Here is a 24,765-nt window from a genome sequence, read left to right as displayed (position 1 = left end):
GGGGCATCAGCCATACACGAGCCCGGAAGAGGGTAATAGTGAAGCCGGCCATCGTCTGGTTCCGTGACGACCTGAGGGTCACGGACAACCCTGCCTTGAGTGCCGCCGTCGATGATGGCGCGGCGGTTGCGCTCTACATCCTGGACGAAGAATCGCCCGGCATCCGCGCCCACGGCGGTGCCGCACGCTGGTGGCTGCACCACTCGTTGAGAGCGCTGCGGGACGAGCTCGCAGCACTTGGAGTGCCGCTTCTGCTGCGTCGGGGACCGGCCGCCCCGGTCGTTCAGGAAATCACGACGGCGATCGACGCGGGCGCGCTGTTCTGGAACCGCCGGTACGGCCCGGCGGAGCGGACGGTCGACGCCGGGATCAAGGCGTGGGCTCGCGACTCCGGTATTCATGTGGAGAGTTTTCAGGCGTCCCTGCTTCATGAGCCGTGGGAAGTCACCACCAAGACGGGCGGCCAGTACAAGGTTTTCACCCCTTTCTGGCGGACCGTTTCAGCGCGGGACTTCCGGGACCCGTTGGCTGTGCCGGAGCAAGGGCGAGGCTACGCTGGCCAACTCCCGGCGTACGATTCGCTGGAGTCCTGGCACCTGCTGCCCACCACGTCGGACTGGTCCGCAGGGTTGCGGGAGGCGTGGACGCCAGGATCGGTTGCCGGCCACCAACGGCTCAAGGAATTCGTGGCGGATGGACTCACAAACTACAGCGAAGGCCGAAATCGCCCCGATATCGATGGCAGCAGTTGCCTCTCGCCTTATTTGCGGTGGGGTGAGGTCAGCCCGTTCGAGGTTTGGCAGGCGCTGGCTACCAACAGATCGGAAAGCACGAGTATTTTCGCTTCCGAACTCGGATGGCGCGAATTCTGTTGGCACCAGTACTTCCACAACGCGGATCTCGCCACAGCGAACCTGCGCAGGGAGTTTGACCGCTTCCCGTGGGCTTGGCCGGATCGTGACGGTCACGAGTCTGCAGCCGGGGAGCTCCGCGCCTGGCAGAGGGGCCGGACCGGGTTTCCCTTCGTCGACGCGGGGCAGCGACAACTCTGGCAGACGGGGTGGATGCACAACCGGGTGCGGATGGTCGCGGCGAGCTTCCTGGTGAAGAACCTGGGCATCCATTGGCAAGTCGGGGAGCAGTGGTTCTGGGACACCCTTGTGGATGCTGACGCGGCCTCAAACCCTGCCAACTGGCAATGGGTGGCGGGCTCAGGGGCAGACGCTTCGCCGTTCTTCCGGATCTTCAATCCAGAAGCCCAACGCATCAAATTCGATCCCCACGGCAAGTACATAGCGCGCTGGATCCAGGAGTTCGGCACGCCGGATTACCCGGAGGAAATCGTGGATCTCAAGACCACCCGGCAGGATGCCCTGGACGCTTACAAGGGACTCAAAGAGGTTCACTAGCTAGTGCCCGGTGTTGAATAGGGCCGGAAAAACCTCCTCTGGAAATTAGTAGGAAGTCCGAGTATATTCGGTTCAGAGATGACCTGGCTCACAGTCGCTGAGGCGTTCCTGCCGACTACTGGAACCAGCCGTACGGCAGTCATTCACGATGCAAAGGAGCATTCCACCATGGTGCGCGAGCTTTCACACTACGTAGACGGCCAGAGGATCGACGGCACGTCCGGTCGGTTCAGCGATGTCTACGATCCCTGCACGGGCGAAGTGCAGGCGCGGCTTCCGCTGGCCAGCGCGGACGAGGTCCGCAACGCGATTGCAAATGCCGAAAAGGGCCAGCTCGAATGGGCGGCCATGAACCCACAGCGCAGGGGACGCATCCTGCTCAAGTTCGTGGACCTGGTCAACGAGAACATGGACGAGCTCGCCAAGCTCCTCTCCTCCGAACACGGTAAAACGTTTGCTGACGCCAAGGGCGACATCCAGCGCGGCATCGAGGTGGTCGAATTCTCCGCAGGGGCGCCGCACCTGCTCAAGGGTGAGTTCTCGGACAACGCGGGGCAGGGCATTGACGTGCACTCACTGCGCCAACCGCTGGGCGTGGTTGCGGGCATTACGCCGTTCAACTTCCCGGCCATGATCCCCCTCTGGAAATCTGGGCCAGCGCTCGCAGCCGGCAACGCCTTCATCCTCAAGCCCTCCGAACGGGATCCCTCTGTTCCGCTTCGGCTCGCAGAGTTGTACAGCGAAGCCGGCGTTCCCAACGGCGTCTTCAACGTGATCAACGGTGACAAAGAAGCCGTTGACGCCCTGCTTGAGGATCCGCGCGTCAAGGCCATTGGCTTCGTTGGCTCCACGCCGATCGCCCAGTACATTTACGCAACGGCGGCGGCGCACGGGAAGCGTGCCCAGTGCTTCGGCGGGGCGAAGAACCACATGGTGATCATGCCCGACGCCGATCTGGACATGGCTGCCGACGCCCTGATTGGTGCCGGCTACGGTTCCGCAGGCGAACGTTGCATGGCGATCTCCGTTGCAGTCCCGGTGGGCCAGGAAACAGCGGATGCTCTGGTGGCCAAGCTGACCGAGCGCGTCAAGGACCTCAAGGTTGGGCACAGCCTGGACAAGGACGCTGACTTTGGTCCCGTGGTTGCTGCCTCCGCGAAGGAACGGATCGAAGGCTACATCCAGTCCGGCGTTGACGAAGGCGCAACCCTGGTCACCGACGGACGCGGGCTCACCGTGGAAGGCTACGACGGCGGCTTCTGGGTTGGCCCTACACTCTTCGACAATGTCACGAAGGACATGAAGATCTACAAGGAAGAGATCTTCGGCCCGGTCCTCAGCGTGCTGCGCGCGGCTGACTATGACGAAGCGCTTAGGCTCTGCAGCGAGCACGAGTTTGGCAACGGCGTCGCAATTTTCACCCGCGACGGCGACTCCGCCCGCGACTTCGCCAGCCGCGTGGAAGTGGGCATGGTGGGCATCAATGTCCCCATTCCGGTGCCGATCGCGTATTACACGTTTGGCGGCTGGAAAGCCTCGGGCTTCGGCGACCTCAACCAGCACGGCGCCGATGCCTTCCGCTTCTACACCAAGACCAAGACCGTGACGTCGCGGTGGCCCTCCGGCATTCGACAGGGCGCCAGCTTCATCATGCCGGCAGGCAGCTGATGGGGGCTTTGGACACAGAAGACGTTCTTTTCCAGCGCCGCGGCCACCTTGGCATCGTGACGCTCAACCGGCCCCAGGCAGTCAACGCCCTCAGCGCGGGAATGGTGAAAGCCATGCTCCAGCAGTTGACTGCCTGGGCTGACGACGACGCCGTGGCAACCGTCCTGGTGCGCGGCGCGGGCGACCGTGGGCTGTGCGCCGGCGGGGACATCGTGGCCATCTATAAGGACATGTTGCAGGGCGGAACGGAAACGGCGGAGTTCTGGGCCGACGAGTACCGGCTGAACTCGCTCATTGCCCGTTACCCCAAGCCCTATGTCGCCTTCATGGACGGGTTGGTGCTGGGCGGCGGCGTTGGGGTTTCGGCGCACGGCTCGGTGCGCATCGTTACTGAGCGGACGCGCACCGGCATGCCTGAGACCACCATTGGGTTCGTGCCCGACGTCGGCGGCACCCTTTTGCTGTCCCGCTCACCCGGGGAGACGGGAACCCATGCGGCCCTGACCGGCGCCCACCTCACGGGGACAGATGCCCTGTTCCTCGGCCTGGCGGATCACTTTGTGCCGTCCGAAAGCCTGCCCGCACTGGCGGAAGCGTTGGAAAGCTCGACGGCGGAGGACGCCGTCGGGCGCTTTGCCCAAGCAGCGCCGGACTCGGTTTTGGCAGCACAGCAGGAGTGGATCAACGCGGCCTATGCGCATGACGACGCGGAGGAGATCGTACGAAGTTTGCGCTCGCTGGGGGATTCTGCGCCCGACGCAGCTTCCGCGGCCGACACCATTGAGACGAAGTCGCCCACTTCCGTGAAGGTCACTTTGGCATCCTTGCGGCGCGTGCGAGGGATGTCGCTGGAGGAAGCGCTGGACCAGGAGTACCGGGTGGGATTGCGCTGCCTGGCGGGGCCCGATTTTCGGGAGGGGATCCGCGCACAGGTAGTGGATAAGGACCGGAACCCGCAATGGAAGCCCGCCACGCTTGCTGAGGTGCGCGAGCCCGACGTCGAGGGCTACTTTGCATCGCTCGGTGAGCGGGAGTTGGGGCTCGCCGCCTTGGGTGCTGACGCTACGTGACACTCCGCTTGCCCAGCCAGATTGTCCAGGAAGTTGCCCAGCCAGTTTGTTAGCCAGTTGAAGGAGACGACATGACAGAGAACGCAGCCGTGCCAGATATCCAAGCCCCGGCGACGGGACTCATCGCTTTCCTCGGACTCGGCCATATGGGCGGACCCATGGCGGCCAACCTGATCAAAGCCGGGCACGACGTGATCGGCTATGACCCCGTGCCGGCCGCCGTTGAGGCAGCCAAGGACCACGGGATTCCCATGGCGTCCACGGCGCAGGAAGCCGTGGACGGCGCGGCCGTGGTGTTGACCATGTTGCCCAGCGGCAAGCACGTGCTGGAGGCGTACCGCGGTGTTGACGGGCCCGGGCTGTTGTCGGTTGCCGCGCCGAACACGTTGTTCCTGGATTGCTCCACGATCAATGTCGACGAGGCCCGGCAGGCCGCCGTCATTGCCTTGGAAGCGGGACACCGTTCCGTGGATGCGCCGGTTTCCGGTGGCGTTGTGGGTGCCGAGGCCGGCACCCTGACTTTTATGGTGGGCGCTTTGCCGGAGGACTTTGAGACCGTCAAACCCATCCTGGAACTCATGGGCAAGAGGATCGTGCACTGCGGCGATCACGGTGCCGGGCAAGCAGCCAAGGTCTGCAACAACATGATCCTGGGCGTGTCCATGATTGCTGTCGCAGAAGCCTTCGTGCTCGGCGAGAAACTTGGACTCACGCACCAGGCATTGTTCGACGTCGCTTCCAACGCTTCCGGTCAGTGCTGGGCCCTGACCACCAACTGCCCTGTTCCCGGGCCCGTGCCCACCAGCCCGGCCAACCGCGACTACCAGCCCGGCTTTGCCGGGGCGCTGATGGCCAAGGATCTTCGGCTGGCCGTAAACGCGTTGGAAAGCACTGGAGTTGCTGCAGAAATGGGGCCGTTGGCATCCCGGATCTACGATGCTTTTGCAGCCGGGGAAGGCGCTGGACGTGACTTCTCGGGCATCATCACGGACATTCGCGATAAGTCTGTGTGAGAGTTCTGTACATGACGTTGGGTGAGAGGGAGAGCATGACGGAGCAGTACGGGAACATCCTGGTGGAACGCCGGGGCCGCGTGGGTTTGGTGACCCTGAACCGGCCGCAGGCGTTGAATGCGTTGAACACTGCACTCATGAACGAACTTGTGGACGCCGTGACAGCGATGGACACCGATCCTGACATCGGCGCAGTGGTCATCACAGGATCCGCCAAGGCGTTCGCGGCAGGCGCCGACATCAAGGAGATGTCCTCCAAGAGCTACATGGAAATGTATGCGGCGGACTGGTTCCGTCGCTGGGAGGACCTGACCAGGCTCCGCATCCCCGTCATTGCCGCGGTCTCCGGCTTTGCCCTCGGCGGGGGCTGCGAATTGGCGATGATGGCGGACTTCATCATTGCCGGGGACAACGCCAAATTCGGCCAACCGGAAATCAACCTGGGTGTCATTCCGGGAATGGGCGGCTCCCAGCGGCTCACACGTGCGGTGGGTAAGGCGAAGGCGATGGACATGGTCCTTACGGGCCGTTTCATGGATGCCGAGGAAGCTGAACGCTCCGGGCTTGTCTCCCGGATTGTTCCCGCAGCTGAAGTGATAGACGAGGCAGTGAAAGCCGCCGAGATCATCGCTTCCAAATCCAAGCCCGCAGCCATGGTGGCCAAGGAAGCCGTCAACGCCGCGTTTGAAATGGGTCTGGCACAGGGCGTGCTTTTCGAACGGCGCGTGTTCCACTCGCTTTTCGCCACTGAGGACCAGAAGGAAGGCATGGCCGCGTTCAGTGAGAAGCGGCAGCCCGAGTTCAAGCACCGCTAGTTTCACCTACTTTCGTTGTGAGGCCCGCTTTGCGCCCTAAACGCGACGCGTAGCGCGCAAAGCAGGCCCAGCAGCGGAGTTTTGGGATGCGCGAGGATAGACTCGTTGGCACCGACAAATGGGGAGAGAACATGTCAACGGAGATCGTTCAAACCGGCCACACGGAAGCATCCGCCCAACCGATCAACCGCCAGGCCATCGTGGCAGCCGCGATGGCAGTGCTGGCCCTTGTTGGTCTGTTCTTCGCGGGGATGGCCGTCATTGCAATCTTCGTTGTGGGCGCAGGTCACGTGGCCCTCAACCAGATCCAGCAACGTCGAGAACGCGGACGTCCCTTCGCGATTGGTGCCCTGGTTGTTGGCTATGGCATCGGCCTGCTGTCCTTGGGCTCAGCCCTCATCTTCGCGTTTACCTCCGGTATTCACTAAGCCTTTCTGCGTCACGACCCGCTAGTTGCCCCCTCTTAAAGAAGGGATAGCCAGGCAACGAGGTGGGGGACGCGATGACGGCTCGGTTCTGCGATAACGACGACTGCTTGGAAGGCTGGCACTGGACACAGCTTGGGGAGTTTCCTGAGCCATGCCCGGAGCAGGCTGAGGATCACCCGCTTGCCGTGGCTTCGGACAGCACGACGCCGGCCGGGCAGTCAGACTGACTATCCGGCCGGCGTCGTTATTTTCTTGGGCTATGTGGCCCATTCAGCAGATTGTCCGGCTCCTTTCCGCGTGCATCGGGTCCGGCCAGTTGCCGACGAAGTCGGGCCAAAAGCCGATATCCCGGCTGGCGCATACCCTTGCGTGGTTGCGGACGGGAATCTGGATCTTGCGAAGCATGAGTGCCTCCTGACTGATGAATATGCCTGCGGCGGTTGTCGCAGGTGGTGGTGCCTGCCAAAGCAGGAACCACCGCATCAGTCAGGTCGGGACCCTGGATCGTACGAAGGTTGTGGTGCTGCGCTTCGTTGCGGGTCCATGACAGGTCCAGCTCGAGGCGGGGGCAACGGTGAGAGGACGTCCGGAATGTCGGATGCTCCGGGGGCCGAGGCTCTTGAGCCCCGGGCTCCTGATGAGCCCGCAGCGCTTGGCGTCAAGGCTGGATGAAGCGGCGGGTCCGGAACGGGATTCACGGGACTGGGCATTGCCGCGGGCGGAATGCCCACCGGATCATGCATTGAAAAGGGCAGGGGCAGGCTGATGCCTCCGAGCAGAGGCGCCCCGGCTTGCGTGGATTGGAGTACGACGGCGAGGGGCAGCGTGGGAGCGCCTGCGGGCGAGGTAGTGGCGTCCCGGAGGGTCGGCACCGTAGACGGGGCGACGTCGAGCGGGGTTGGTAGCTGGTTTGGCACCGAACCCGGCAGGGGGTTTGGCAGCGGGTTTGGAACCGGGCCTGACAGTGGAGGAAGCGGAGGTGTGGGCAGCCCGGGCAACTCCGGCACGTCGGGTAGGCCAGGCAGCGCGGGCACTGGAAGCGCGGGGACTGGAAGTATGTCAGGTACTTCGGGCAGGAGGCCGGGGACTTCCTCCACTGGAAGTAGCCCCGGTACCTCGGGAACTTGGCCGACGAGCGGGATTTCGGGGACGGCCACCGACGGGAGTACAGGAACGGCGGGAACACTTGGGATCGCTGGGGCAGCAGGTAGCGCGGGAACTTCGGGAACCACCGGGAGCGGGTCCAGAGCGGAAACCACTGAGTCCACCGTGCCGGTCACAGGCGTGACGGACCGTGTTAGAGAAGTCTCCGAGTTCTGCGTGAGTGACGTTGTACCGCTGGGAAGCGGCGGAATGACCGGCCCAATGTCCGTCGCTGCTGAGGAAGGCCCGGCCAGCAACATTATCCATGCGGTTGACCCCAGCACAGCCAGGAGGAAAGCGCGCAGAAGTGCGCTGCGGCGCTGTCCTCTTCGGCGTTGTCCCGGGTCCTTGGCCATGGCTCCACCCCCAACTGCGGCAATGGAACTTTAGGATACGCTCGCCAGCGCCGTGAGTCACTCCTCCGTGAAGTCACCGGCATCCCGGCGGAAGGTGCCCAGGACGCGGATAAGGTGATCGACGTCGTCGTCTCCGAAGCCCGAGTTGCCGAAAACCTCAGAGTTGAGGGCCGCCGTCGCCTTCTTCGCGAGAGTGCGGCCTTCGGCGGTGAGTTCGATCAGGGTGGTCCGCCCGTCCGTTGGGTGCGGGGAACGGGCCACCAGGCCGGCTTTTTCCAAACGGTCGACGGCGTTGGTCACCGAGGTGGGGTGTACCTGCAGGAGCGCACTCGCCTTGTTCATGGGGAGTGCGCCGCTGCGGGCGAAACTCAGCAGCGCGAGGAGTTCGTAGCGTGCGAAGGTCAGTCCGAACGGTTTGAGGACGGTTTCGATGCGCGCAAGCAGGATCTGCTGTGTGCGCATGATCGCGGTGATGGCAGCCATGGGCGCGGCAACATCGCCCCAACCATGCCGTTCCCAGTTGCGTTGGGCGTCGGCGATGGGATCGCGGGGGAGTGGGGTGCCCATGGGCCTCCTTCGTTGCTCGGGTGGCTAGTCTTTCAGATTCGGGAACTCTTCCTCGGTGTACTCCAGGCCGAGACCTGCCGGCAGGGGTCCGCTACCATGCCGGGCCACTTCTGTGCCGCGTAGTTCCACACGCCTGATCTTGCCCGAAATGGTCTTCGGAAGTTCGCCGAATTCGAGTCGCCGGATCCGTTTGAAGGGCGCCAGATGCTCGCGGCAGTACCGCAGGATGTCCTCCGCAACAGCGGGTCCGGGTTCGTAGCCGGCGGCGAGCACTACAAACGCCTTCGGCACCGACAGTTTCACGGGGTCCGGCGAAGGGACGACGGCGGCCTCCGCCACTGCGGGGTGTTCGATCAGTACGCTTTCAAGTTCGAAAGGCGACAAACGGTAGTCGGAGGATTTGAAGACGTCGTCGTCCCGGCCCACATAGGTGATGACCCCGTCGGGGTCCCGGCTGGCCATGTCGCCGGTGTGGTAGTAACCGTCGCGGAACGCTTCTGCTGTTTTCGCTTCGTCGCCGAAGTAGCTCTTCATGAGCCCCACTGGGCGGGGGTCCAAACGCAGGCACAGTTCGCCGTCGTCGGTTTCCTTGCCGGTGAGTGGATCGACCAGGACGACGTCGTACCCGGGCAGCGGCCGGCCCATGGAACCGATCTTCACCGGCTGCGCGGGGGTGTTTGCGATCTGGACGGTGGATTCGGTCTGGCCGAAACCGTCGCGGATGGTCACGCCCCACGCTTCCTCCACCTGGCCGATGACCTCGGCGTTCAGCGGTTCGCCGGCGGACACCACTTTCTGCGGCGGCGAGGTCAACTGCGTGAGGTCCGCCTGGATGAGCATGCGCCAGACGGTGGGCGGTGCGCAGAAACTCGTGACTCCTTCGCGGCCCATTTGCTCCATGAGGGCGGCCGCATTGAAGCGGTCGTAGTTGTAGATGAAGACGCAGGCCTCGGCGATCCAAGGGGTGAAAACGTTGGACCAGGCGTGCTTGGCCCAGCCGGGAGAGGCGACGTTGAGGTGGACATCGCCGGGTTCAAGGCCGATCCAGTACATCGTGGACAGGTGGCCCACGGGGTAGGACGTGTGGGTGTGCTCCACGAGCTTGGCGCGCGAGGTGGTGCCGGACGTGAAGTAGAGCAGCATCGTCTCGTCCGCTTTGGTGGGGGCGTCAGGCGTGAACTCCTGCGGTGCGGAGAAGGAATCTCCATACTGTTTGGCTTCCGCGTTGGTGCGTTCCCCGCCGATCTCGATCAGCGTGTAATCGCCCTCCACGGCGGTGAACTTCCCGATGTTGGCGCTACCCACGGCCACCCAATTGGCGCCGCCCCGTTCTACCCGGTCCTGCAGATCGCGGGCACCCATAAGGGTGGTGGTGGGGATCATGACGATGCCCAACTTGATGCCGGCCAGCATGAGTTCCCAGAGCTCTACTTGGTTGCCCAGCATGACGATCATGTGGTCCCCGCGCTTGACGCCCTCGCTGCGCAGCCAGTTGGCAAGTTGCGAGGAACGCTGTGAAAGGTCCGCAAACGTTCTTCGGGTGGAACTGCCGTCCTGCTCAACGATGACCAGTGCCGGCTTGTTTCCCCGTTCCGGATCGGCAGCGATCTGGTCGAACCAATCCAGGGCGAAGTTGAACTCGTCAAAATGTGGCCATTCGAATTCGCTGTGCGCCTGCTTGTAGTCCTCGCGCAGTTCCAGCAGCCGGTCCCGCGCCGCACGGAAGTCTTCTGTGACTGTCATAGTCCGCCTTTCGCTGGGGGGATCGTGCTTCGGCGCCGTCGCCGCAGCATCCCGCCTAGTGGTCCACATCACCTTGCAATATACTAGGACATCCAAGGGTTTGGAAGAGCCTGCGTTGGACATGACGAAGGGGTCAAATGCTCGACGAAAAAGCAGCTGCCGGCACCGTTACCAGCGGCGAACCGACACAGAAAGTCCTCCCTCCTTATCCGGAGGCGGACCTGATGCACGTGGTGGACCTGCTTCCTGCGGGGGAGCGTGAGCGGTACGCGGACGTGCGGGAGTTCCTCCAAACGCGGATCCGTGCCGCCAGCATCGAATACTGGAACCGCGAAGAGTTCCCGTTCGGGCTCCTGGCCGAGATGGCCAAATATGGGCTCGGCGGGCTGCAGACCGATGGCTCCTCCAAGCTGTTCAAGGGCCTCATGTACACCGAGATTGCACGGGCAGACGTGTCCCTTTCTGCGCTCGTGGGCATCCATAACGAACTCATTGTCGGCATGATCCACGAACTCGGCTCTCCTGAACAGAAGCGGAAATGGCTGCCGGGGCTGGAGGCCTTCACTCAGTTGGGCGCCTTCGCACTCACGGAACCGGACCACGGTTCGGACATCGCCGGAGGACTCTCGACGACGGCGCGACGCGACGGCGACGAATGGGTCATCAACGGTGCCAAGCGCTGGATTGGGGCGGGCACTATTGCCGACTTCGCCTTGGTGTGGGCCCGCGACGTGTCCGATCATCAGATCAAGGGCTTCATTGTGGAGTCGGACCGGTCAGGTTACTCGGCCACAAAGATCACCAACAAGATCGGCCTCCGCATCATGCAGAACGCGGACATCACACTGGACGACGTCCGGATTCCTGTGGATAACCTGCTGCCCGGCGCCACAGCGTTCTCGCGGGCCAATGACCTGTTGCGGGATTCGCGGGCCTGGGTGGGTTGGCAGGCTGCGGGCATCCAGCTCGCGGCCTTTGATATCGCCCGCTCCTACGCCCTGGAACGCAAGCAGTTCGGCAAGGAATTGGCCCGATTCCAGCTCATCCAGCAGCAGCTGGCGGACATTCTGGGCAACGCCAACGCCTCACTGTCCTTGATGGTGGAACTGGCGCGCATCCAGCAGGCCGGGAAGCTGGAAATGGTGCAGGCCGCCATGTGCAAGGCGACCACAACCCGTTTGGCGCGCTCGTCCGTGGCTATGGGCCGATCCCTGATGGGCGGAAACGGCATCACCACGGATTACGAGATGGGCAAGCTCTTCGGCGACGCCGAAATCCTGTACACCTACGAGGGCAGCTACGAGATCAACTCCATGATCGTGGCCAGGGCGGTAACGGGAAAGTCAGCGTTCGTTTAAGCCGAAAACGAGAGCATCTCTTCGCCCATGGAACGCTGGCGAAGAGATGCTCTCGTTGGTGTGACTCCGAAGTAACGGCTAGGAACTTTGGGTTAGGACGTGGACGGGCTCCGAGGACGCTGGCTCCGCGTCCAGGGCCGCTGGTTTCGGGGAGGCTGGCTCCGGGGAGGGGGCCGCAGCGGCGTGCTCGGCCAGGACCCCTGTCCGGTGCCTGATACGGAGGCGGTAGAGGAGCGTTCCGCCGATGACTACGGCAGCAACGAACATGACGCCGCCCCACTGCAGGTACCACTCGAAGGGCGGTACTGAGTTGTAAATCTCCGGCCGGGGCCAGATCAGGTTCAGCGTCATCGCGCCGCCCCAGAGTACCGCCAGGATGTTCACGGGCAGCCCCCATTTACCGAGACTGAATCCTGGTTCTGAACCGTCGTCCTTCAGCGGCCACTTCTTGAGGAACCGGCGCCGCAGCATCGGCACCGTGACCAGCAGGTAGGACAGGTAGATCAGGACGATGCTGATGCTGGAAAGGATGGTGAAGATAGCTGGCTGGGAGATGTTGACGATCAACGGAATCACAGCAACTACACCGATAACGATTGCAGCCACTGTCGGGGTTTTGCGGGTGGGATGCACTTTGCTGAGCTGGCGGCTGAAGGGAAGGTTGTTGTCCCTGGCCATGGCGAACATCATCCGGATAGCTGCTGCATGGACGGCCAGTGTGCAGACCACGACGGCCACCACGATGCAAACCAGGAAGGCCTTGCCGAAGGGGCCGCCCAGCACCGAAAGTACGATGTACTGGAGCCCGCCATCGGCAGCTCCAAGCTTGGGATCGGAAAGATCGGGCGCGGCCAGGATGCCGCCAAGGAGGAGCAGTCCTCCCAAGAGGAAGGACGCCGTAACGGCACGCAGGATGGCCTTGGGCGCCGTGCGCTTGGGGTCCTTGGTTTCCTCGCCCAGGGAACTGGCGGTATCGAACCCGTACATGACGTAGCCGGAGGCCATGGCAGCAATCATGAACACCCCGAAGAAGCCCAGAGGATGTCCTTCGCCGAAACCGGCCGTGTCCAGGAGGACTTCCGGTCCCCGCACGGAATGCCAAATCAGCGCAGCGATCAGCAGGACGGCCGCAACCAGTTCCACAAATACGCCAACGCTGTTGATCATGGTCATGAGCTTCACGCCGAAAGCGTTGATGAGCGTGGAAATACCGATCATGATGCTGGCAAGGATGACGCCGTTGACGGCGAAGTCGTATGGGCCTGTTCCATCGCCCACCAGTTGGAAGCCACTCCAGATCTGCGGCAAGGTGATTTGAAGGGCCAAGGCAACGGAACCCAGAGCCATGATCGAGGAAATGAGGAGTAACCAGCCTGCCAGCCAGGCCCACGTTCCGGTGGAGAGTCGTTTAGCCCAGTTGTAGACCGATCCAGCCACTGGGTAGCGGCCAGCCAGTTCCGCAAAGCACAGAGCGACCATTAGCTGGCCGACGAAGACGATTGGCCATGACCACGCATAGGCCGGACCGGCCGTGGAAAAGCCGAAGTAAAAGAGTTGAAAAACGCCGGTGAGGATAGAGATGTAACTGACGCCGGCGGCGAAGCTGGCGAACTTGCCGATGCTGCGGTCAAGGGTCTGGGCGTAGCCAAACTCGTCCATGCCACTGGCATCGCTCTTGCTAGGTCCTAATTTGCTGGGTTCTGACATTCGAACTCCTAACTCAGACGTGCACCGAATGGTGATGACCTGCGGCCGCCATTGGTCGCAGTCGAAATCAAAAGGCCGGGCACCACTGTGTGCCTCCGGCTGTTCCCCATTGTTGTAACGGGGCCGGCTGGGCCTCCGATATGGTCGAAGGCCCAGACCACGCCCGCCAAGCCGCAACCGAATAGGTGTGGCGTGGGTCATAAGAAGAGGTTAGTTCAGATTGAACAGGCGTTCAAGACTTGTCTATGAACAAATGTTCAAGAATAATGCGGGCGTCCTTTTCGGGCTTGCGCTCGCGGACCGGAAAGGTGGGCGGGCAAACGCGGGCCGGAAACGTGTGCGCTGGAACGCCGGTGGGGGCACTGGGTGCGCCCCCACCGGTCTTTCCAATGGCAATCACCCTGCTCAGGCGGGGGCCAAGCTGAAGTCTGCCTCCGCCGTCGTGGTTTCATCCGTCCGGCTTGCCTTGATGAGGTCCGCGCACCGCTCGCCTATCATCATGACCGTGATGTTGGGGTTGACGGTGACGTGTTCCGGCATGACGGAGGCATCGGCAACGCGCAGGCCCGTGACGCCCTTGACCCGCAACTCGGGATCCAGTGGTGACATGTCGTCCTCTACTGGTCCCATACGGACAGTGCCGACGGGGTGGTAGACCGTGTTGTGCGTTTTGCGGATGTAATCCTTCAGTTCCTCGTCCGTCTGTGCCTCGATACCGGGGGAGAGCTCCCGGCCGGCCCATTCAGCCATGGCTGGCTGCGCGGCGATTTCCCGGGCCTTGCGGATGCCGGCCACCATGACGCGCATGTCGTGGCCCTCTGGATCCGTGAAGTAGCGGGGGTCAACCATCGGCTTGTCGCGGAAGTCCCGGCTGCGAAGCCGGACGGTCCCGCGGGAACGGGCGTGGGTGACGTTCGGCGTGAGGCTGAAGCCATTCTCCGTGGTGGGGTAGCCGTACCGAAGGGTGTTCATGTCGAACGGGACAGAGCCGTAATGCATCATCAGGTCCGGGCGATCCAGACCGTCTTCGGTGGGGGTGAAGATGCCGATCTCCCACCACTGGGTGGAGGTCTGCACCATCGGCTGCTTGGCCTCGAACTGCACCACGCCTTCCGGGTGGTCCTGCAGGTGTTCGCCGACGCCGGGGGAGTCGACCACCACGTCGATGCCGTGTGCGGCGAGATGCGCGGCCGGGCCGATGCCGGAGAGCATGAGGAGCTTGGGGGAGTCTATGGCGCCGGTGGACAGGATGACTTCGCGCTGCGCTGTGAGACGGTGGGTCCGGCCGAAAGCCGAGTCAACGACGTCCACACCGGTGCAGCGCTTGTCTGCGTCGAACACCAACTGGCGGGCACGCAGGCCAGTCAGCAGCGTGAAGTTTTCACGATCGATGATGGGGTGGATGTAGGAGACCGAGCTGGAGGAACGCGTGCCGTCCGAACGGCGGTTGATCTGGAAAAAGTTGGCGCCGTTGATCACAGTGCTGCCATCGTTGAACTTTGCGCGGGGGATGCCGGCCTGCTCGCAGGCGTCAAGGAGCGCGACGCCGGTGGGATCCGTCGGTGGCACGTTCATCAGGTGCACTGGCCCCGAGCCGCCATGGTGGGGAGCATCCGAGCCGGCGTCCTCGTTGGTTTCGAGGCGTTGGTACAACGGCCAGGCGGTAGCAGCGTTCCAGCCGGTGGCGCCGTACTTTGACTCCCACTCGTCCAGGTCTTCGCGAGGAGCCCAGAAAGCGATGCAGGAGTTATGGCTCGAGCAGCCGCCCATGACCTTGGCGCGGGCGTGGCGCATGAAGGAGTTGCCGTTCTCCTGCGGTTCCACCGGGTAGTCCCAGTCGTACCCCGACTCCAGCAGTTCCATCCAACGGTCAAGCTGCAGGATCTCAGGGAGGGCGCGGTCATCCGGACCGGCTTCAACCAGCGCCACGGTAACGGAAGGATCCTCGCTCAGACGGGCCGCTACAGCGGCCCCGGCAGAGCCGCCGCCGATGACCACGTAGTCGAACCCTCGGTCATTGAGGTTCTCGATGTTGTCGGTGTGCATCTATTTCTCCTTGCTGCGCTCAGCGAACCAGCCGGTTACCTGCGGGTTGGTGTTCTGGTAGATGTGCTTGGCTTCCTGGTATTCAGCGAGTCCAGTGGGACCGAGCTCGCGGCCGACGCCGGACTGGCCGAAGCCGCCCCATTCGGCCTGCGGAAGGTAGGGGTGGTAGTCGTTGATCCAAACGGTGCCGTGCCGCAACCGGCCTGCTACCCGCTGTGCCTTGCCTGCATCCTGCGTCCAGACGGCGCCCGCCAGTCCGTAGATGGTGTCGTTCGCAGTGGCGACGGCTTCGTCTTCCGTGCGGAAGGTTTCCACAGTTACTACAGGGCCGAAGGCTTCGTCGATGACAACCGACATTCCCCGTTGGACGCGGTCCAGGATAGTCGGCTGGTAGTAGAAACCGGCGTCGTACTTCTCCCCTTCGGGGGCCGCGCCGCCACAACGCAATCGTGCGCCTTCCGCCACGCCACGCTGGACGTAGGCATCCACCTTCTCGCGGTGGGCTGCGGAAATCAGCGGTCCGGTTTCGGCGGACTCATCGAACGGGCCACCGAGGCGGATGTCCTGAGCCCTGCGGACCAGCTCGTCGACGAAGCGCTCGGCGATGGATTCCTCCACCACCAGCCGCGCCCCAGCGGAGCAGACCTGGCCTGAGTGCACAAACGCGCCGTTCAGCGCATTGTCGACGGCGGCGTCGAAGTCAGCGTCCGCAAACACAACGTTGGGGTTCTTGCCGCCGAGCTCCAGGGCTATCTTTTTTACAGTGCCAGCGGCGGCCGCGGCAATGCGCTTGCCGGTTTCCAGGCCACCCGTAAAGGAGACCAAATCAATGTCAGGGTGCTCCGAAAGGGGTGCGCCCGCTTTGGCGCCCGGGCCCGTCACGAGGTTGGCGACGCCGTCCGGCAGGCCAAGGTCCTTAAGCAACTGCATGGCAAGGATTGCCGTGGACGGGGTCAGCTCGGCGGGTTTGAGGACGAAAGTGCAGCCAGCGGCCAGCGCGGGAGCGATCTTCCACGCAGCCTGCAGCAGCGGGTAGTTCCACGGCGTAATCAAGCCGCAGACGCCAACGGGCTCGTAGACAACTTTGCTGACGACGGCGTTGTCCCCGGCGTCGACCACCCGGCCCGTCGACTGCCCGGCGAGCCTTCCGAAGTATTCGAAGCAGGCTGCGATGTCGTCGATGTCGATGCGGCTTTCGATGATCCGCTTGCCGGTGTCCAGCGATTCGGCACGGGCGAACTTCTCCCGGTGTTCGCGCAGTTCCGCGGCGACCTTCAGCAGGAACGCGCCGCGTTCGGGTGCGGGGACTGAAGACCAGACGCCGGAGTCGAAGGCTGCACGAGCCGCAGAAATGGCGCGCTCGGCATCTTCACGGCCGGCCTCGGACACCGTGGCGACCAGTTCGCCGTCGGCCGGGTTGTGGATTTGGCGGACCGCACCGGACGCAGCCGGCTCCCACGAGCCGTTGATGAAAAGCGTGGATGCGGAATCGGAGAATGTGGCTTGGGTCATACTTGTAGATTAGAGGATCTTGAACATCTGTTCAAGAGAAAATATGAACAAATGTTCAAAGTGGTGCTGGCTGGTATCTGATCGTGACCAGTTGCCGCTACTTCCAGTCCGGGTGACGAACGACGACGGCGCCCCTACCGTTGCCGGGGGGCGCCGTCGTCGTCTGCGTTCTGCGAGGCCGTCAGGCCTCAGGTCCTTCCGTCTGGAAATTGTGGACATCGAAATAGCTGATCTGGGGCTGCGCCAATCCGAGTTCGGCTGTAACCGGGCCGAGCTTCTCTTGGTAGAAGGAATCGGCCTGTTCGCGGGTCCGCCACACATCCACGATCCGGGCACCGTTGTCAGTCCCGGATACCCAATGGAAGAGCCCGCCGGGGGCGCCGGGTCCGCCGGGAGCGAGTCCTAGTCGCTGCACCACTTTGTCATAATCCTCAAGGGTGCCTTCGGTGAAATCCATGATTACTGCAATGGCCATAATGGACCTCCAATGGGAACGGCGGGGGATGGTCCCACTGCCATTCGCAACGCTAGACCTGCCCAAATACCCGGTCAATACACTGCGGCAGGGAGTAAGGGGTCTGCTCAACAGGGGCCATTTTGAGTACATTTTTGATCGAAAAGCAGGGAGCGGAGCGCCCTTTCAAGTGTCCTCTGTAAAGGACACTCCGCACCCTGTGCGGCTACTGCTGGTTCAGCCACTCCTTGAGGGTGATGTCCCCGATCCGGGGTTCACCCAAGGGGACGATGCTCGTCTCTTCGATCGGTATACCGAAGTAGCCGGCCTGGGTGTCAATAACCACTGGGCGGGGATCATTGTGGGCCTCGAGAACCCGGCCTACGAATTCATTAATTCCTGCGCGCTCAGGACCCGCCATTTCCAGGACGCCGTCGATCGCTGGCGAGACAGCCGTCTCCGCCACGGTGCGGGCAACGTCGGCAGCAGCCATCGGCTGCATCAGGTAATTTGTCGCATAAATCGACCCGTCGCGCATTCCTGCATTGGCGATGATCGGGATGAACTCGAAGAACTGAGTTGCCCGCAGAATGGTGTACGGCACTCCACCATCTCTAACAGCCTTCTCCTGCGCGGCTTTTCCGGCGAAGTAGCCGACGTCGATACGGTCAGTTCCAACGACCGACAGAGCCACGTGATGCTGCACGCCCGCCCTTTTCTCGGCAGCGAGAAGATTGCGGGATGAAGTGGAGAAGAAGGGAACGACTACCTTCTCGTCGAAATCGGATGTGTTCGTCAAGTCGACAACGACGTCCGCCCCCACCATCGCCTCATCCAATCCATGGCCGGTCACGGAATCCACCCCGGTGGAAGGGGATGCCGCTTTCGCCTCATGACCCTGACTGCTGAGGATCTCCACAACTTGCTTGCCGATCAGGCCAGTGCCGCCGATTACAACGATCTTCATGATGATCTTTCCCTCCGATGTTGGCGTAGCGGAATGTAGAGCCATTCCGTCCACCAGCTATGACCGGATACCGGATCAATCTGTGACAGTCAGCCTCCAACCCTCGTCACGCCGGAGAGTTTGTCTGGATTCATCGTCCACAACAACCGATCAATACCATCGGCAGACGCAGTGAGCGTCACCACCGCAAACACCACCCCGTCCCGGGCCAGGCGTGCGGAGGGCCGGCCGTTGGCCATGAAAGCCTGGGTATCGACACCAATCCAGAAACGCGACGCGAACGCCTGATAGTACTTCGCGACCCGTTCCCGTCCGACAACAGGAAATTTCGAAGCCCGAACCTTCCCGCCGCCGTCGGAGTAACTGACGACGTCGGCGGCAAACAGAGCCTCCAGCGCGGCCAGGTTCCCGGTTCGCCCAGCAGCCAGGAATGCCTCCAGCAGTTGCCGTTGCTCGGTCACGCTCACCTGAGCACGTTTCTCCTCAGCAAGGCGTTTGCGTGCCCGGCTAACGAGCTGGCGGGCATTCCCTTCTGTCTGTTGGATGACCTCGCCGATCTGCTCGTACGGGTAGTCGAATGCCTGCCGCAGCACGTACGCTGCACGTTCGGTCGGCGATAACTTTTCCAGTATCAGCAACACCGCAAATTCGAGCGCTTCACCACGCAAGGCGCCCAGTTCAGGGTCGGCGCTTGTGTCCACAGGCTCGGGCAACCAGGGACCCACATATGTCTCACGACGGACGCGTGCTGACTGCCCGACATTGATGGCAAGGCGAGTGGCGGTAGTCGCCAGGAAGGCCGGCGCATGCCGAACCATGCTGCGATCGCATGTCTGCCATCGGACCCACGTCTCCTGGACGATGTCTTCGGCCTCGCTGACACTTCCGAGCATGCGGTAGGCGATCCCGAACAATCGAGGACGGACTTCCGCGAAAATAGTCGATGCCGTTTCCAATTCGGCCGCTGACCCCGTGTCGGCATCCATGCGCCCAATGTTACTGCTCGAAGGATTGGACGCTGGCCGTGGAAGCCGGATGAAGCAAGCCCTAAAAGGCAACTCGATCTGGAGATTCGGATCGGACCTTCGGGGTTATGACCCTACCGGCACCTTTAGCCGGAATTGCGCAGCGGCGTCAGCTGTCCTCGGCCCGTGCTGCCCTCTTCAACTCAGCGATCCTCAGCCGTAGGAAGATGATGGCCAAGACCAGGGCGTACACCGCCAGGACGGACACCGCGATCACGAAGACCGCGTAAAGGATCCCGAGGATTCCGAAGGCTGGACTTAAATTCACTACTACCCCCAATAGTTGTTGAGCCCCAATGCTACGCAAGCCAACAGCGATTCCCACGGAGGCTGGAAGGCGTAGGTCAGTTGTCAGCCAAGCTCGGCTCGGCGGTGAGGCTCGGCTCCGTACTCTGACCAACCGCCTGCGTAGAGTCGGCCGCGGCCGAGTCCTGCATACTCCAGGGCGAGAAGGTTGTGGCAGGCCGTGACGCCCGATCCACAGTAAGAGATGACGGCACTCGCGTCTTCGATCCCAACCTTCGCAAACGCTCGTCGGACCTCGGCGATCGGGCGCAGGCGTCCATCAGGGGCCAGGTTTCCACGGCACGGGACGTTCACAGCCCCGGGGATGTGTCCGGCTTGGGGATCGGTGGGCAGCTGGAGGCTTCCGTCGAAGCGGTCGGCATTGCGGGCGTCGACGATGATCCCGGCAACCCCTGCCGTGATGTCCCCAAGCTGGGCGAGATGCGCCTCCGGCCACGGAGACGGCGTGAAGGTGGCGGGCGTCGGCGTCACGGGCTTCGTCTCCAGCGGTCCCGTCCACGCGGCTATCCCGCCGTCGAGCAACGCCGCCCGGTGCCCGAGCGCACGCAGCATCCACACGAGCCGCGCGGCGATGACTCCTCCGGCGTCGTCATAGGCGACGACGGTCGTGTTGTCGCCTATTCCCAAGGAGGACATTCCCTGTGCGAATACCTCATAGTCGGGAAGCGGGTTCAGCCCGTGTGGTCCCGAACTCCCAGACAGCCATGAATCCAGGTCCACGAACACCGCATCCGGAAGGTGCCCGCCGTCGTACGCTGCACGGCCCGACGCGCCGTCGAGGTACCACCGAACATCAGCGGTAACAACGCTGCTTCGGTGCGCCTTAAGCCACGCGGCATCTACAAAGGGCGGAAGGTCCTCTTGGGTTATCAGACTGTCATCCATACAGTGCAGGCTAAAGGATGTGTCCATTATTCGAGCAAAAACGTCTCATTATGCGGAACCTTAGCTGAGCGGGTACTCGCGCTGGAGCTTGGCGACTTTGGGGTCGTTCTCGTCCGCTCCGTAGTCGGAGTTTCGCGTAATGTCCTTTCCGTCGGGGAGCTTCATCGCACGGAAGAGCAGCGACAGGATAACGGCAACTATCAGGTTGATCGCGAAGGCCACTACGGCGATGTAGACCTGCACGTTGGTGCCGGGGATGGCGGCGATGGAGCCACCGAAATTGGCCTTTGTCACCGGATTCACCACGTTGTAAGCTGCAACGGTTCCGTAGATGATTCCGGCTACCCAGCCTCCGAAGAGCGCCCAGCGATGGAACCAGCGGGTGTAGAGTCCTGCCACGATCGCCGGGAATGTCTGCAGGATCCAGATACCGCCGAGAAGCTGCATGTTGATTGCGGCAGACTGGTCCATCGCGATGACGAAGATCAGTGCTCCGAACTTCACCACGAGCGACGCGATCTTGGAGACCCTCGCTTCCTGCCGCGGGTCGGCGTCGGGCTTTATCAGGTCGCGGTAGATGTTGCGGGTAAACAAGTTGGCAGCTGCGATCGACATGATGGCTGCTGGAACCAGGGCGCCGATAGCGATGGCGGCCAAGGCGATCCCTGCAAACCATGCGGGGAAGTTGTCCAAGAACAACTGCGGAACCACTAGTTGCGGATTCACGGCACCGTTGAGGTCAACGGGCTTGGTGCCAGCAGCGATGGCTGCGTAGCCCAGGAGGGCGAGGAATCCCAGCATCAGCGAGTACAAGGGCAGCACTGCCGCATTCTTGCGGATCGTGTTCCTGCTCTTGGTCGCCAGGACCCCCGTCACCGAGTGAGGGTACATGAACAGCGCCATCGCCGAGCCAAGAGCGAGTGTCCAATAGGCCGAGTAGCTGGCAGCGCCTGGGATAAAGATGCCAGCCGGTTTGCCTGTAGCGGGACTAACGGCGTCGAGTTTCGTCTGGGCGGCGCCAAAGATGTTGTCCCAGCCCCCGAACTTGATCGGCATATAGATCACCGCGACGATGACGGCCAGATAGATCAAAAGATCCTTCACGACGGCGATAAGCGCCGGGGCGCGCAGGCCCGAGGTGTACGTGTAGGCGGCCAGGACCACGAAAGCGATGATCAGCGGCAAGTCTGTCAACAGTGCATTCTCGGCGCTGCCGAGGCCTAGCACCGTGAGCACGGCTTTGATGCCAACCAATTGCAGCGCGATGTACGGCATCGTGGCGACAATGCCAGTAAGGGCGACGGCAACGGTCAGCGCCCTGCTGCCATAGCGCCCACCAACGAAGTCCGCCGGGGTAACGAACCCATGCCGGTGCGAGACCGACCACAGCCGGCTCATCAACAGGAACACGATCGGGTAAAGCACGATCGTATACGGCACCGCGAAGAAGCCGCTCACTGCTCCCGTTGCCCACATTGCCGCCGGGACTGCCACGAACGTGTAGGCCGTGTAGAGGTCGCCACCGAGGAGGAACCACGTCACCCACGTTCCAAAACCACGGCCACCCAGCCCCCACTCATCGAGGCTGTGCAAACCGGTCTCTCTGTCCGCACGCCACCGTGCAGCGAAGAAGCCCAAAACCGCCACGAGAATAAAGAGAGCGACGACGATGGCGAGTGCGATGCCGTTGACGGGACGATCGCCTGTGGTCTCTACCGGTACGGCGAGCGCGTTCATTGTTCCTGCTCCTCGGAGCGTGTGCCCCGGACGGCCGCGCGGCGGCGGCGGTCCTCCTTGGTAACCAGCCAGTAGGAGACCCCGACCAGGCCTGCGGTGATCGGGACCCAGAGCATTTGGTACCAGTAGAAGAACGGCATACCGGCCAGCCGTGGCTTATCCATTGCGTACGCCGGGACGAACAAGGGAACCAGAACGGAGATGGCTAGCAGGATTCCGGCCACAATATACGGACCGGGCCTTGCTGGCCCGCGAGTCGGCAGATCGGGAGTTGACATCGACGCCTCCTTATAGAGACGGCCCCCGGATCGGGATGGGCTTCCCGGGGTGTGCCGGTGGCCTGATGGGCGCTAAACATACCCATAAACACAGAATAGATTCTGGACTAATTCTTTGATAGATAAGGCTCCTTATTTTCGTCTGTCCGGTGCGAAAATCGCGGCTCCGGGTCGTTGAGTTCAGGCCTTGGGGAGGTGGCGCGGGATTTATTGGTAGTCCCAATACGTATGGGCTGATTCAGTGAAAGGGAAGTTCTGATCCCTGGGGGAAAGACAGCACTCCCTGTGCGGGGGTCATGGTGAACCATTCGTCGCCCTGCTTGGTGGCGAAAATGATGACTCTTTCAGCAGTGTCCAGTGGGTCGCCATCAGGGTAGGACCCTCCTGCCGTGCAGGTCGGGGGTGTAGAGGTGATGCGCACGTTCCCGTGTCCGGGATCCCCTTTCAGTGCCTGGTCGACTTCCACAACGTGGGTAGTGGCCTCCTGACCATAAATTGTGGTCCCTCCTGCCCGTCTTACAGACTTTCCGATGAGCACCAGGCCGGCTTTGTCGTATTGGTCCTGAGGGGTCGCAAACCGTACCCAGTCCACGCACGCAAAGGGGCCACCACTTGGAACGGGGCTGCTGGTAGAACCAGGGATTGAGCCAGTGGCCTTCGTCGTGGGCTCAGTAGTTACCGGATCGCCCGCCAACTTGTTGCCGCACGATGTCAGCAGCATGGTGAGAAATAGGGGCAGGATCAGGCATCGCCATAACCGAACGGGTTTCATTGTGCTCCTTCAAAGGTGGATGCTGACCGAGCGACTAATCGGTTCATCCGGGCGGGGCACTTCGCGTTGGGTAGGAGGGTATTCCCCCGCCGGAGCCGGAAGCCATGAAGACGCCGATTTGGGTTTCTCCATCGCTTTGGAAGACGGGGACCTCGCGCGGAGGGCGAGGGCTGTTGAAGTTCTTGACCGCGTCTTCAGGGCTGGTCGGCATGGGGCCGCCGGATAGGTCGCTGGCGTAGGCGTAACCGGATTGCCCGTTGGTGGCCATCACAGCGATCAAGTCGGGGGTTCCGTTCTCCTGGCTTTCGACGCCGTAGGTTTCGCCCTTCGCATTGATGCCCAGCGGTGTTCGTTCCTGCTTCACATACTCGGCGGTGAGCTGCCAGCGGGCCTCGGGGTCGGCCTTGATCGTGATGCTGTCCTGGCCGGGAGTGAGGGGAATGGTGTAGCCGCTCCAGCCCATCCGGTCGCTGGCGGCATCCACATCTGAGCAGCTGCTCGAGGCACCGTCGGGAAACTCAAACCGGCCAGGGGTCAGGCACCTAAGTTCGATTTGAATCCCCGTGGTTCCCTCGGGCGGAGTGCCCAGCTCAACGGTTGCTGTGCCGGCGTAGCTTGTGGTTACAGGTGAAGCCAACGGGGTCACTTTCTCGCTTCCAGGGATGAAGAAGAGCCCTGCTGCCGCCGCTCCAATGCCAAGCAGTCCCGCACCGGCCAGAGCGCCGGTACCAAGCCACACCCTGGTGCGCCTCCGCTTCGCAGACAGCGTTTCCTTCTTGACCTGGGAGACGAGTTCCGCCCGCAGGGCGTCACTGAAGTGATCGTCGACGTGGAGCTGCTTCATGGCCGTTCTCCTTCCAAGACCGGGGTTGGAGCCGTGGGCGTGTTTGTTGATGCCTCACCGTTGAGGGCTGCTCTGAGCCGCTGGCGGGCTCGGTGCATCCTTGATTTCCCTGCAGCCGGGGTCAGATGCAGGACAGTGGCGGCGGCAACGATGGTGTGCTCCTCGAAAACGACCAGCGTGACCAGGTGCAGATCCTCGGGCGTCAGTGTCGCAAGAGCCTGGGCAAGGTCATGGTCAAGGTTGTCCTGGTAAGAGCGGTAAGAATCTGCCGTTGGGTCCGTCAGGTCGCCGCTGCGGGGAAGGGCTTTCAGGAGGCGTTGGTAGCGCAACGCCGTCCGGGCGCTGTTACGTGACATGTTCGTCGTCGTGACCAGCAACCACGGAAGGACCGATCCTTCCACGATCCGGACCTGCTTTCGCCGCCGCCAGAGCTCAAGAAAGGAGGCAGCCATGATGTCTTCAGCCTCGTGGTGATTCCCGCAGAGCCGGTACGCATGGCGGAAGACCCGGTCCCGATGCAGGTCATACAAGGCGCCAAAGGCATCGCCATGGCCCAGAAGACTCTGGTGCCACAACCCCTCTTCGCTGTCTGTGTTGTTCCCCATGCCCTTTAGTGTCCGGCAATGCCCAAAAGGTTTCACCGAATCAGAAAAAGTTAAAGA

Annotated in this window: 23 protein-coding genes; 7 read left to right on the top strand and 16 right to left on the bottom strand. The window is 62.4% G+C overall.

Annotated features, from left to right (window positions below; translation table 11 throughout):
• Positions 1–38: 38 nt before the first annotated feature.
• The 6 genes from AC1DD5_RS19670 to AC1DD5_RS19645 all read left to right on the top strand — a co-directional run bounded on the left by AC1DD5_RS19670 (position 39) and on the right by AC1DD5_RS19645 (position 6,403).
• Entirely contained in the window at positions 39–1,409 is a 1,371-nt protein-coding gene (locus AC1DD5_RS19670) for a cryptochrome/photolyase family protein (protein ID WP_477522479.1), read from the top strand.
• 168 nt (positions 1,410–1,577) lie between these two features.
• Complete coding sequence (locus AC1DD5_RS19665) at positions 1,578–3,077, top strand: CoA-acylating methylmalonate-semialdehyde dehydrogenase (RefSeq protein ID WP_442002968.1); 1,500 nt, start codon at positions 1,578–1,580, stop codon at positions 3,075–3,077.
• Complete coding sequence (locus tag AC1DD5_RS19660; RefSeq protein WP_477519220.1) at positions 3,077–4,147, top strand: enoyl-CoA hydratase/isomerase family protein; 1,071 nt, start codon at positions 3,077–3,079, stop codon at positions 4,145–4,147. Before AC1DD5_RS19665 ends, AC1DD5_RS19660 begins: the two co-directional genes overlap by 1 nt.
• 71 nt (positions 4,148–4,218) lie before the next feature.
• Positions 4,219–5,160 carry a 3-hydroxyisobutyrate dehydrogenase gene (gene mmsB, locus AC1DD5_RS19655; protein ID WP_442002746.1) on the top strand — a complete coding sequence of 314 codons (942 nt, stop codon included), beginning with the start codon at positions 4,219–4,221 and terminating at the stop codon, positions 5,158–5,160.
• A 35-nt stretch (positions 5,161–5,195) separates the two neighbouring features.
• A complete protein-coding gene (locus tag AC1DD5_RS19650) occupies positions 5,196–5,975 on the top strand; it encodes an enoyl-CoA hydratase (protein WP_442002745.1) in 780 nt (259 codons plus the stop codon).
• Between the two features lie 131 nt (positions 5,976–6,106).
• Positions 6,107–6,403 carry a DUF4190 domain-containing protein gene (locus AC1DD5_RS19645; protein ID WP_442002744.1) on the top strand — a complete coding sequence of 99 codons (297 nt, stop codon included), beginning with the start codon at positions 6,107–6,109 and terminating at the stop codon, positions 6,401–6,403.
• Between the two features lie 482 nt (positions 6,404–6,885).
• Here the strand turns inward: AC1DD5_RS19645 and AC1DD5_RS19640 are convergent, their stop codons facing one another.
• The 3 genes from AC1DD5_RS19640 to AC1DD5_RS19630 are packed head-to-tail and all read right to left on the bottom strand — an operon-like array spanning position 6,886 to position 10,212.
• Positions 6,886–7,902, bottom strand: coding sequence for a hypothetical protein (locus AC1DD5_RS19640; protein ID WP_477522478.1), 1,017 nt, complete (start codon positions 7,900–7,902; stop codon positions 6,886–6,888).
• Positions 7,903–7,959: 57 nt separating this feature from the next.
• Positions 7,960–8,469, bottom strand: a complete 510-nt coding sequence (locus AC1DD5_RS19635; protein ID WP_442002742.1) for a MarR family winged helix-turn-helix transcriptional regulator — start codon at positions 8,467–8,469, stop codon at positions 7,960–7,962.
• A 24-nt stretch (positions 8,470–8,493) separates the two neighbouring features.
• Complete coding sequence (locus tag AC1DD5_RS19630; RefSeq protein ID WP_477522477.1) at positions 8,494–10,212, bottom strand: AMP-binding protein; 1,719 nt, start codon at positions 10,210–10,212, stop codon at positions 8,494–8,496.
• A gap of 137 nt (positions 10,213–10,349) precedes the next feature.
• Between AC1DD5_RS19630 and AC1DD5_RS19625 the strand changes: the two genes are divergently transcribed.
• A complete protein-coding gene (locus tag AC1DD5_RS19625) occupies positions 10,350–11,570 on the top strand; it encodes an acyl-CoA dehydrogenase family protein (protein ID WP_477522476.1) in 1,221 nt (406 codons plus the stop codon).
• Positions 11,571–11,648: 78 nt separating this feature from the next.
• Here AC1DD5_RS19625 and AC1DD5_RS19620 read toward each other — a convergent pair whose 3' ends face one another.
• The 13 genes from AC1DD5_RS19620 to AC1DD5_RS19560 all read right to left on the bottom strand — a co-directional run bounded on the left by AC1DD5_RS19620 (position 11,649) and on the right by AC1DD5_RS19560 (position 24,708).
• Entirely contained in the window at positions 11,649–13,277 is a 1,629-nt protein-coding gene (locus AC1DD5_RS19620) for an APC family permease (protein WP_477522475.1), read from the bottom strand.
• Between the two features lie 405 nt (positions 13,278–13,682).
• A complete protein-coding gene (locus tag AC1DD5_RS19615; protein WP_477522474.1) occupies positions 13,683–15,323 on the bottom strand; it encodes a GMC family oxidoreductase in 1,641 nt (546 codons plus the stop codon).
• Positions 15,324–16,835 (bottom strand): aldehyde dehydrogenase family protein, encoded by a 1,512-nt coding sequence (locus AC1DD5_RS19610; RefSeq protein WP_477522473.1) that lies wholly within the window; start codon positions 16,833–16,835, stop codon positions 15,324–15,326.
• Positions 16,836–17,016: 181 nt separating this feature from the next.
• Complete coding sequence (locus AC1DD5_RS19605) at positions 17,017–17,310, bottom strand: hypothetical protein (RefSeq protein WP_477522472.1); 294 nt, start codon at positions 17,308–17,310, stop codon at positions 17,017–17,019.
• 205 nt (positions 17,311–17,515) lie between these two features.
• Entirely contained in the window at positions 17,516–18,256 is a 741-nt protein-coding gene (locus AC1DD5_RS19600) for an SDR family oxidoreductase (protein ID WP_477522471.1), read from the bottom strand.
• Between the two features lie 89 nt (positions 18,257–18,345).
• Positions 18,346–19,242 (bottom strand): RNA polymerase sigma-70 factor, encoded by an 897-nt coding sequence (locus tag AC1DD5_RS19595; RefSeq protein ID WP_477522470.1) that lies wholly within the window; start codon positions 19,240–19,242, stop codon positions 18,346–18,348.
• 148 nt (positions 19,243–19,390) lie between these two features.
• Positions 19,391–19,549 (bottom strand): hypothetical protein, encoded by a 159-nt coding sequence (locus AC1DD5_RS19590; RefSeq protein ID WP_477522469.1) that lies wholly within the window; start codon positions 19,547–19,549, stop codon positions 19,391–19,393.
• Between the two features lie 83 nt (positions 19,550–19,632).
• Positions 19,633–20,472 carry a sulfurtransferase gene (locus AC1DD5_RS19585; protein WP_477522468.1) on the bottom strand — a complete coding sequence of 280 codons (840 nt, stop codon included), beginning with the start codon at positions 20,470–20,472 and terminating at the stop codon, positions 19,633–19,635.
• A gap of 60 nt (positions 20,473–20,532) precedes the next feature.
• Positions 20,533–22,209: a monocarboxylate uptake permease MctP gene (mctP, locus tag AC1DD5_RS19580; protein ID WP_477522467.1), complete on the bottom strand. Its 1,677-nt coding sequence runs from the start codon at positions 22,207–22,209 to the stop codon at positions 20,533–20,535.
• Entirely contained in the window at positions 22,206–22,487 is a 282-nt protein-coding gene (locus AC1DD5_RS19575) for a DUF3311 domain-containing protein (RefSeq protein ID WP_477522466.1), read from the bottom strand. The genes mctP and AC1DD5_RS19575 overlap by 4 nt, the downstream gene beginning before the upstream one ends.
• A gap of 238 nt (positions 22,488–22,725) precedes the next feature.
• Positions 22,726–23,259 carry a hypothetical protein gene (locus tag AC1DD5_RS19570; protein WP_477522465.1) on the bottom strand — a complete coding sequence of 178 codons (534 nt, stop codon included), beginning with the start codon at positions 23,257–23,259 and terminating at the stop codon, positions 22,726–22,728.
• 43 nt (positions 23,260–23,302) lie between these two features.
• Positions 23,303–24,103 (bottom strand): peptidase M56 family protein, encoded by an 801-nt coding sequence (locus AC1DD5_RS19565; protein WP_477522464.1) that lies wholly within the window; start codon positions 24,101–24,103, stop codon positions 23,303–23,305.
• Positions 24,100–24,708, bottom strand: a complete 609-nt coding sequence (locus AC1DD5_RS19560; protein WP_477522463.1) for an RNA polymerase sigma factor — start codon at positions 24,706–24,708, stop codon at positions 24,100–24,102. The genes AC1DD5_RS19565 and AC1DD5_RS19560 overlap by 4 nt, the downstream gene beginning before the upstream one ends.
• Positions 24,709–24,765 lie beyond the last annotated feature (57 nt).

Source organism: Paenarthrobacter sp. 10L420, assembly GCF_056395385.1.
This window is presented reverse-complemented; position numbering and strand designations above follow the sequence as displayed.

Bases quoted from the DNA above. Each gene is read 5' to 3' on its own strand.
- mmsB (WP_442002746.1), top strand. From the start codon at position 4,219: ATGACAGAGAACGCAGCCGTGCCAGATATCCAAGCCCCGGCGACGGGA.
- AC1DD5_RS19650 (WP_442002745.1), top strand. From the start codon at position 5,196: ATGACGGAGCAGTACGGGAACATCCTGGTGGAACGCCGGGGCCGCGTG.
- AC1DD5_RS19605 (WP_477522472.1), bottom strand. From the start codon at position 17,310: ATGGCCATTGCAGTAATCATGGATTTCACCGAAGGCACCCTTGAGGAT.
- AC1DD5_RS19640 (WP_477522478.1), bottom strand. From the start codon at position 7,902: ATGGCCAAGGACCCGGGACAACGCCGAAGAGGACAGCGCCGCAGCGCA.
- AC1DD5_RS19570 (WP_477522465.1), bottom strand. From the start codon at position 23,259: ATGAAACCCGTTCGGTTATGGCGATGCCTGATCCTGCCCCTATTTCTC.
- AC1DD5_RS19645 (WP_442002744.1), top strand. From the start codon at position 6,107: ATGTCAACGGAGATCGTTCAAACCGGCCACACGGAAGCATCCGCCCAA.
- AC1DD5_RS19615 (WP_477522474.1), bottom strand. From the start codon at position 15,323: ATGCACACCGACAACATCGAGAACCTCAATGACCGAGGGTTCGACTAC.
- AC1DD5_RS19575 (WP_477522466.1), bottom strand. From the start codon at position 22,487: ATGTCAACTCCCGATCTGCCGACTCGCGGGCCAGCAAGGCCCGGTCCG.
- AC1DD5_RS19635 (WP_442002742.1), bottom strand. From the start codon at position 8,469: ATGGGCACCCCACTCCCCCGCGATCCCATCGCCGACGCCCAACGCAAC.
- AC1DD5_RS19625 (WP_477522476.1), top strand. From the start codon at position 10,350: ATGCTCGACGAAAAAGCAGCTGCCGGCACCGTTACCAGCGGCGAACCG.
- mctP (WP_477522467.1), bottom strand. From the start codon at position 22,209: ATGAACGCGCTCGCCGTACCGGTAGAGACCACAGGCGATCGTCCCGTC.
- AC1DD5_RS19585 (WP_477522468.1), bottom strand. From the start codon at position 20,472: ATGGATGACAGTCTGATAACCCAAGAGGACCTTCCGCCCTTTGTAGAT.
- AC1DD5_RS19560 (WP_477522463.1), bottom strand. From the start codon at position 24,708: ATGGGGAACAACACAGACAGCGAAGAGGGGTTGTGGCACCAGAGTCTT.
- AC1DD5_RS19565 (WP_477522464.1), bottom strand. From the start codon at position 24,103: ATGAAGCAGCTCCACGTCGACGATCACTTCAGTGACGCCCTGCGGGCG.
- AC1DD5_RS19620 (WP_477522475.1), bottom strand. From the start codon at position 13,277: ATGTCAGAACCCAGCAAATTAGGACCTAGCAAGAGCGATGCCAGTGGC.
- AC1DD5_RS19595 (WP_477522470.1), bottom strand. From the start codon at position 19,242: ATGGATGCCGACACGGGGTCAGCGGCCGAATTGGAAACGGCATCGACT.
- AC1DD5_RS19665 (WP_442002968.1), top strand. From the start codon at position 1,578: ATGGTGCGCGAGCTTTCACACTACGTAGACGGCCAGAGGATCGACGGC.
- AC1DD5_RS19600 (WP_477522471.1), bottom strand. From the start codon at position 18,256: ATGAAGATCGTTGTAATCGGCGGCACTGGCCTGATCGGCAAGCAAGTT.
- AC1DD5_RS19630 (WP_477522477.1), bottom strand. From the start codon at position 10,212: ATGACAGTCACAGAAGACTTCCGTGCGGCGCGGGACCGGCTGCTGGAA.
- AC1DD5_RS19660 (WP_477519220.1), top strand. From the start codon at position 3,077: ATGGGGGCTTTGGACACAGAAGACGTTCTTTTCCAGCGCCGCGGCCAC.
- AC1DD5_RS19610 (WP_477522473.1), bottom strand. From the start codon at position 16,835: ATGACCCAAGCCACATTCTCCGATTCCGCATCCACGCTTTTCATCAAC.